The organism is Gammaproteobacteria bacterium (assembly GCA_022340215.1).
Taxonomy (GTDB): domain Bacteria; phylum Pseudomonadota; class Gammaproteobacteria; order JAJDOJ01; family JAJDOJ01; genus JAJDOJ01.
Map to the genome: position 1 here is coordinate 45,597 of JAJDOJ010000222.1, position 6,017 is coordinate 51,613.

Sequence of the window (6,017 nt, forward strand, 5' to 3'; positions counted from 1 at the left end):
GCTCGACGGCCGCGGTTTGCTCCTCGCCCGTCACCGGTATGCCAGACCGACCGCCTTGCGGACGTCGTCGAGGGTATCCCGCGCCAGATCCCGCGCTGCCTCGTTGCCGTCGGCGATGATGGCGCGCACAGCGGCCTTGTCGTCCTCGTACTCGCGGGCCCGTTCGCGAATGCCACGGATCTCGGCGACGACCGCGTCGATCACCGGCTGCTTGCATTCCACGCAGCCGATACCCGCCGAGCGGCACCCCTCGCACACCCAGTCACGTACCGAATCGTCCGAATACACCTGGTGCAACTGATAGACCGGACACTTGAGTGGATCCCCGGGATCCGACCGTCGCACCCGTGCGGGATCGGTCGGCATGGTGCGGAGCTTTTTCTCGACCTTTTTCGGGTCCTCTCGAATGGCGATCGTGTTGCCGTAGGACTTGGACATCTTCTGACCGTCGAGTCCCGGCATCTTCGAGGCCCGGGTCAACAACGCCTGCGGTTCGGGCAGGATGATCCTTCCGGTGCCCTCCAGATAACCGAACAGCCGATTCCTGTCCCCCAGGGAGATGTTCTGCTGGGACTCCAGCAGGGCGTGCGCAACCTCCAGCGACTGCTCGTCGCCCTGTTCCTGGAATTTGCGGCGCAACTCGCGGTACAGCCTGGCGTTCTTCTTATCCATCTTCTTGACGGCACGTTCGGCCTTTTCCTCGAAACCCGGTTCGCGTCCGTACAGATGATTGAAGCGCCGCGCGACTTCACGGGTCAGCTCCACGTGCGCCACCTGGTCTTCGCCCACCGGCACGTAACCCGCCCGGTAGATGAGGATGTCGGCCGACTGCAAGAGCGGATAGCCGAGAAACCCGTAAGTCGCCAGGTCGCGTTCGCGAAGTTTCTCCTGCTGGTCCTTGTAGCTGGGGACCCGCTCGAGCCAGCCCAGGGGGGTGATCATCGACAGCAACAGGTGCAGTTCCGCATGCTCCGGCACCCGGGACTGGATGAAAAGCGTGGCGGCGCCGGGATTGACGCCGGCCGCGAGCCAGTCGACGACCATCTCCCAGACACATTTCTTGATGATCTCAGGTTCGTCGTAGTGCGTCGTCAGCGCATGCCAGTCGGCCACGAAGAACAGGCATTGGTAGCTATGCTGCAGTTCGACCCAGTTGTGCAGGACACCGTGCAGGTGACCGAGGTGAAGGCGCCCGGTGGGACGCATGCCGGAGAGGACGCGCTGATTCTGGGACGGGTTGCTTGAGAGCATGTTCGCCTAGAAGGGGAGGTTGAAAAGTTGAAAGATCGCGGTCTTCAGCACCTCGAACGGTCCCGATAGCAGTTTGCCGAGTATGCCCAGGAACAGCAGACCCAGCAGGATGATCAGGCCGTAGGGTTCGATGAGGGAATACCGCCGGGAGAGTTCGTTCGGCAGCACGCCCGCCACGACGCGCCCACCGTCCAGGGGAGGAAGCGGCAACAGGTTGAGAAGCATCAGGATGAGATTGATGACGATCCCCGCCTGCCCCATGTAGATCATGGGCTTCGCGGCCCATTCCCATTCGCCCAGCAGCGCCAGGCCGATGCGTGCCACCACGGCCCAACCCAGCGCCATGACCAGGTTGGAGAGGGGGCCGGCTACGGCCACCACGGCCATGTCGCGTTTCGGATTGCGCATTCGCCGCGGATCGACCGGGACCGGTTTCGCCCATCCGAACACAAACCCGCCGACCACTAGCAGGACCGCGGGGACCAGCACGGTGCCGATCGGGTCGATGTGACGAAGGGGGTTGAGGCTCAGTCTGCCTGCCTGTTCGGCGGTCAGGTCACCGAAGTACCTCGCCGTCAAGCCGTGCGCCACTTCGTGCAGCGTTACGGCGAACAGCACCGGTAACACCCAGATGCTCAGGGTCTGGAGTATGTTCATATTGCGCGGCGATTATACGCCATGGCCCGCGCTGTCGTGGGAATCGAATCGCCGCTGGACGGCAAAGGCCAGACTTTCAGGGCCCTGGGGCCCGAATCCTCGCCGTAAGGCGATTGCCGGAAAATGGCGTACCAGATCGCGCCGGATTTTCGTTCGTCATCAAGGCGCGACAACAGGCGCATAGTCAAACTATGTCACTGTTGTCGCAACACAGAGGACGAACGAAAAGACAAGCAGGATGGTATGTCATTTGACAGAAATCGCCTAAGACTTCCCTGGCGAGGTTACGGCCGCCGCGCGCTCACGCCGGTTCCCGCCAGTCGACCGGTCCCTTGCCGCGCCGCAGTACCTCCGGTGCATCACCCATCAGATCGATGATGGTCGTCGGCTCGATCCCGCAATAGCCGCCGTCGATGACCAGATCGACCTGATGCTCGAGTCGTTCGCGCATCTCCCAGGGAACCGTCATCGGCATGTCGTCCTCAGGCAGTCGCAATGTCGTGCTCATCAACGGCTCGCCGAGTTCCTCCAGCAGACTCTGTGCAACGCGGTTGTCCGGCACCCGCAGCCCGATGGTCTTGCGCTTCGGCGTCTGCAACCGGCGCGGGACCTCGTGGCTCGCACGCAGGATGAATGTGTAGGGGCCGGGCGTCAGCCCCTTCATCAGGCGGTAGGCGCTGTTGTCCACGCGCGCGTAGATCGAGATCTGCGACAGGTCCCGACAGACGAGGGTGAAGTGATGACGCTCGTCGGTGTGTCGCAACCGGTGCACCCGTTCCATCGACCGCTTGTCACCCAGACTGCAACCCAGCGCGTAGCAGGAATCCGAGGGGTAGACAATCAACCCCCCACCTCGAACGATGTCCGCGGCCCGGGTAACGAGTCGGTGTTGCGGATTGTCCGGGTGGATCTCGAAATACTGGCTCATTTGTGGATCCACAACGCTTGGCATTCGCGCAAAAAATCGCGGATTCTAAGGCCTGCACTCCGGCAATACCATCGGTACCTGCCGGAATAGAACCACGGGCATGTCGCCCCAGACCGGGGAGATCCCCCTCAGTCCCGTGTGATTCAGCGGTGACGGCAGCATGAACGGAACGCCGGCGACGGATCGAGTGCGCGATCTTACGCCATCCGACCCCCCGTATCTTCCTGCGTGACATCTCAACCCATTCGATGTTCGCCCGACTCAGATGAGCAGCGTGTCCTGTCCCTTGTGGTAACATACCCGACCTTCGTGTCAGGCTGCCGACAACGACCCAATGAAGCTCCTGTTCGACATCTTTCCGGTTCTGCTCTTCTTTCTGGTGTACCAGGGCTACGGGCACTTGCCCCCGGACGCCGTCGCGACGCTTGGAGCCGTGCTGCCGGGTTCGGGCGAGGCGAACGGCAACGCCGGGGCAATCTACCTGGCCACCGCATCCGCAATCGTCGCCTCGTTCGTGCAGGTTGGCCTCTACTGGCTGCGACACCACAGCTTCCAAAAGATGCACCTGATGTCACTCATACTCATTACGCTGTTCGGTGGCGCCACGCTGGCGCTGCGCGACCCAACCTTCATCAAGTGGAAGCCGACGATCCTCGAATGGGTCTTCGCGGCCGCCTTCCTCGCCAGCGCATATCTCGGCGAAAGGACGCTGGTCCAGCGTATGCTCGGTCATGCGATCGACGTCCCCGCGGACATCTGGCGGCGAGTCAATTTCGCCTGGGTCGTCTTTTTCCTGATCGCCGGACTGGCCAATCTCTATGTCGCCTACGGTTACAGCGAATCCGCCTGGGTCAATTTCAGGCTTTTCGGAATGACCGGCATCACCTTCGTGTTCACTTTCGCCTCGGCCCTTTATCTTGCCCGCCACGTGGCCGGGCAGGAAACCAGCGCCGGCTGATACGTCGATCCGCACACATGCTCTACGCCATCATCGCCGAAGACACGGAGGGCAGCCTGGAAGCTCGAACGGCGACGCGACCCCGTCACCTGGAGCGTCTCGAGGCGCTCAAGCGGGCGGGTCGCCTGGTGCTCGCAGGACCCCATCCCGCGGTCGACGCGTCCGACCCGGGTGCGGCGGGATTCAGCGGCAGCCTGGTAGTAGCGGAGTTCGGCTCGCTGGATGACGCGAGGGCATGGGCCGATGAGGACCCATACATCGAGGCAGGCGTCTACGCGCGCGTCATTGTCAAACCTTTCCTCATGGCGCTACCCTGATTCGCGCCGGCAGGGCGTGATTCGCCCGGCAAGTCGCTATACACCCGACCGGCGGTCGCTGTGACCACACAGGACGCCAACCAACCGAGCACCTAGGGAAACCATTATGAACCGATACCAAATCCGCGCCCTGTCCACACTGCTCCTTGGGGCGCTGCTGACCGGTGCGTGCACCCAACACAGTTCCACGGCCGCCGAGGAGGAACCCACGGCGAGTGGTAAGCCAGCCACCGAGGAGGAACCCACGGCGAGTGCTAAGCCAGCCACCGGCGTCCTGGCCACGGTCAACGGCATTTCCATCACCGAAGCGACGCTGGATCCGCTCCGTACACGACCGGGCAACGAGGAGCTCGATGACAATGCACTGTTGCAGGAGGCGATCAACGTCGAACTCATGAAGCAGGCGGCCGACAAGCAGGGCATCTCCGACAGCCCCGAGTTCAAGACAAAACTGGAAAGCCTGCGCACCCAGCTTCTGGCCAGTGAAGTGCTCAAGGCGCATGTCGCCGGCCTGACCATCGACGACGCCGCCCTGAAGGCCGAGTACGACCGGCAGATTGCCGGGGACCCGGGCAAGGAATACAAGGCCCGTCACATCCTGGTCGCGGACGAGCAGTCGGCCGAGGAAGTGGTCGTGAAACTCGACGGCGGGGCGGACTTTGCCGAATTGGCCAAGACGACGTCGACGGGGCCTTCCGGCCCGAATGGCGGTGACCTGGGCTGGTTCCAGCCGCAGACCATGGTCCCGGAGTTTGCAACCGCAATCGTCGGCATGAAGAAAGGGGAATATACCAAGACACCCGTGCAGACCCAGTTCGGCTGGCACGTGATCCTGCTGGAAGATGTCCGTACACCCGAGCCCCCGGCCTTCGACGATATCAAGGACCAACTCAGGCAGATCCTCGTCCAGCGGTCCCTGATCGACTACCTGAAGGAGCTTCGCTCCGGCGCGAGCATCAAGATCGCCGGGGCTGACGGGGGATAGGTGGCTTCGAGATCTCCTGCAAATCGTGGCCCTCGACCGGTTATTCCTGTGGTTGACGACGGTGTACGATCGAAAGCCGGATCACGTCTTGCACCCCGGTGACAAAGCGTCTATAAGGGGCAGCCAGTAGCGTGTGTCGACCTGGATCCGGTCGTCTGGCCATTGCCTGACGCGACTGGCAGCCCCGGCGGAGACATCCGGATTCAAATGATCTACGGCATATGCGACGTTTCCACGTACCCTAACGAACCTGCGCTTAGAAACTTCAGAAGGAGAACCATTCCATGATTCGCTTTACCAGAAGTCTTACCGTTGTGCTGATGGCCATCGTCCTGTCGATGGTTACGTCCTCGGTCCTCGCCGCGAAGGAGGAGCCCAAGCCTGTCGGGTACATCGACTTCTCTTCCAAGGAAGTGGCGCTGATCTTCGGTCTGAGCTGGGGCAAGGGCGAATTGCGCATGGACGGACAGCGCATCCCCATCAAGGGGCGTGTGCTGAGCCTGGGCGTGCAGGCGACCATCGCCAAGTCCGATCTCACGGGTAACGTCTACAATGCTAAGACCCCCGAAGACGTCGCCGGCAGCTACAACGCAACGGGTGCCAGCGCGGCCTTCGTCAAGGGCGCGGGTGAGGCTATCCTCAAGAACGAGAAAGGGACCGTTCTGAAGGTCTGGTCGACAACCAAGGGCTTCGATGCGTCCGCCGCGATCGGCGGGCTGACGATCGAACTCGCGGATTGAAATCGCCCTTCCACTAGGACATAAGGCGATTGCCGGGAAATGACATACCAGATCGCGCCGGGTGAGCTGCGAAGCAGTGAACGGCTTGGGCAGGAAGCCCAAGACCGGTGCCCAAGCAAAGCAGGGACAGCGCCGCGCCGGGATCGTTCGTCATCAAGACGCGACAACAGGCGCATCGTCG

Annotated in this window: 7 protein-coding genes; 4 read left to right on the forward strand and 3 right to left on the reverse strand. The window is 62.2% G+C overall.

All coding sequences use genetic code 11. The features are described 5' to 3' along the window. Nucleotides 1–30: 30 nt before the first annotated feature. The 3 genes from LJE91_15500 to LJE91_15510 form a co-directional block, all read right to left on the reverse strand. A complete protein-coding gene (locus tag LJE91_15500) occupies nucleotides 31–1,251 on the reverse strand; it encodes a tryptophan--tRNA ligase (protein ID MCG6870079.1) in 1,221 nt (406 codons plus the stop codon). A 6-nt stretch (nucleotides 1,252–1,257) separates the two neighbouring features. After that, complete coding sequence (locus LJE91_15505; GenBank protein MCG6870080.1) at nucleotides 1,258–1,908, reverse strand: site-2 protease family protein; 651 nt, start codon at nucleotides 1,906–1,908, stop codon at nucleotides 1,258–1,260. 301 nt (nucleotides 1,909–2,209) lie between these two features. Further along, nucleotides 2,210–2,836: a threonylcarbamoyl-AMP synthase gene (locus tag LJE91_15510; GenBank protein MCG6870081.1), complete on the reverse strand. Its 627-nt coding sequence runs from the start codon at nucleotides 2,834–2,836 to the stop codon at nucleotides 2,210–2,212. A 334-nt stretch (nucleotides 2,837–3,170) separates the two neighbouring features. Here LJE91_15510 and LJE91_15515 point away from each other — a divergent pair, with 334 nt between their 5' ends. The 4 genes from LJE91_15515 to LJE91_15530 all read left to right on the forward strand — a co-directional run bounded on the left by LJE91_15515 (nucleotide 3,171) and on the right by LJE91_15530 (nucleotide 5,836). After that, a complete protein-coding gene (locus LJE91_15515) occupies nucleotides 3,171–3,794 on the forward strand; it encodes a septation protein A (protein ID MCG6870082.1) in 624 nt (207 codons plus the stop codon). A 17-nt stretch (nucleotides 3,795–3,811) separates the two neighbouring features. Continuing rightward, nucleotides 3,812–4,111, forward strand: a complete 300-nt coding sequence (locus tag LJE91_15520; protein MCG6870083.1) for a YciI family protein — start codon at nucleotides 3,812–3,814, stop codon at nucleotides 4,109–4,111. 106 nt (nucleotides 4,112–4,217) lie between these two features. Further along, nucleotides 4,218–5,096, forward strand: a complete 879-nt coding sequence (locus LJE91_15525; protein ID MCG6870084.1) for a peptidylprolyl isomerase — start codon at nucleotides 4,218–4,220, stop codon at nucleotides 5,094–5,096. Nucleotides 5,097–5,380: 284 nt separating this feature from the next. Then, on the forward strand, nucleotides 5,381–5,836 hold the full coding sequence (locus LJE91_15530; protein MCG6870085.1) for an EipA family protein: 456 nt from the start codon (nucleotides 5,381–5,383) through the stop codon (nucleotides 5,834–5,836). The last annotated feature ends 181 nt before the right edge of the window (nucleotides 5,837–6,017 follow it).

Excerpts from the sequence above, each read along its gene's own strand:
- LJE91_15510 (MCG6870081.1), bottom strand. The coding sequence starts at position 2,836 with ATGAGCCAGTATTTCGAGATCCACCCGGACAATCCGCAACACCGACTC.
- LJE91_15530 (MCG6870085.1), top strand. The coding sequence starts at position 5,381 with ATGATTCGCTTTACCAGAAGTCTTACCGTTGTGCTGATGGCCATCGTC.
- LJE91_15500 (MCG6870079.1), bottom strand. The coding sequence starts at position 1,251 with ATGCTCTCAAGCAACCCGTCCCAGAATCAGCGCGTCCTCTCCGGCATG.
- LJE91_15520 (MCG6870083.1), top strand. The coding sequence starts at position 3,812 with ATGCTCTACGCCATCATCGCCGAAGACACGGAGGGCAGCCTGGAAGCT.
- LJE91_15505 (MCG6870080.1), bottom strand. The coding sequence starts at position 1,908 with ATGAACATACTCCAGACCCTGAGCATCTGGGTGTTACCGGTGCTGTTC.
- LJE91_15515 (MCG6870082.1), top strand. The coding sequence starts at position 3,171 with ATGAAGCTCCTGTTCGACATCTTTCCGGTTCTGCTCTTCTTTCTGGTG.
- LJE91_15525 (MCG6870084.1), top strand. The coding sequence starts at position 4,218 with ATGAACCGATACCAAATCCGCGCCCTGTCCACACTGCTCCTTGGGGCG.